Annotated in this window: 2 pseudogenes; one reads left to right on the top strand and one right to left on the bottom strand. The window is 47.7% G+C overall.

The features are described from left to right. A pseudogene (locus R7Z50_RS30140) lies at positions 1-346 on the top strand (hypothetical protein); the annotation flags it as partial. Positions 347-429: 83 nt separating this feature from the next. On the opposite strand, the pseudogene R7Z50_RS30135 reads toward R7Z50_RS30140, so the two are convergent. After that, positions 430-551 (bottom strand): annotated as a pseudogene (locus tag R7Z50_RS30135) (YitT family protein); the annotation flags it as partial.

Genomic DNA, 551 nt, shown 5'->3' with positions numbered 1-551 from the left:
TTGTCAGTATGAAGAGCTCTCAGAGCGTACTGACGAGCAGAAAGCGAGGATGTTAGAGTCTGCAAGGCTAGCACTGGATTATTGGAAAATAGCGGGCGGTTGGATGCAGGAAGAGCGCGCAGAATATCGTTTGGCGATGAGCTTGCTGAAAGCCGATGCACCTAAAGAAGCCAAAGTGCATGCTGAACGATGTGAAGCCATTTGTCTGCAAAACGGCGGCGATGCGTTTGAGCTTTTTTATGCGCATGACTTATTGATGCAAGTGCATTTTCAACTTAGCCAGCAATGCAAAAAACAATTGGATGCGCAGGTGCAGCAATACTGCACAACCAGCGAACTGGCGTAGGTTTACCGCCACAGCAAAAAGCCCCGAGCTAATGGCTAGGGGTTTTTTGGCTGTCTAAACACTTTCGTATTTCTAGGTGTTGATTATGCCGTTTGCGGTTTTGGCTGGTATCGTCCAGGTTTGTGGTTCATCGCTAAAATCAAGTTGGTCGCAATGGCACCAAGAACGGAGAGAGCGATAAGGTGCACATCCACAATAAACAGTG

The sequence above is a fragment of the Vibrio sp. 1249-1 genome, assembly GCF_033340495.1.
Note: the sequence above shows the minus strand (reverse complement) of the source record. Positions and strands in the feature narration are given on the sequence as shown.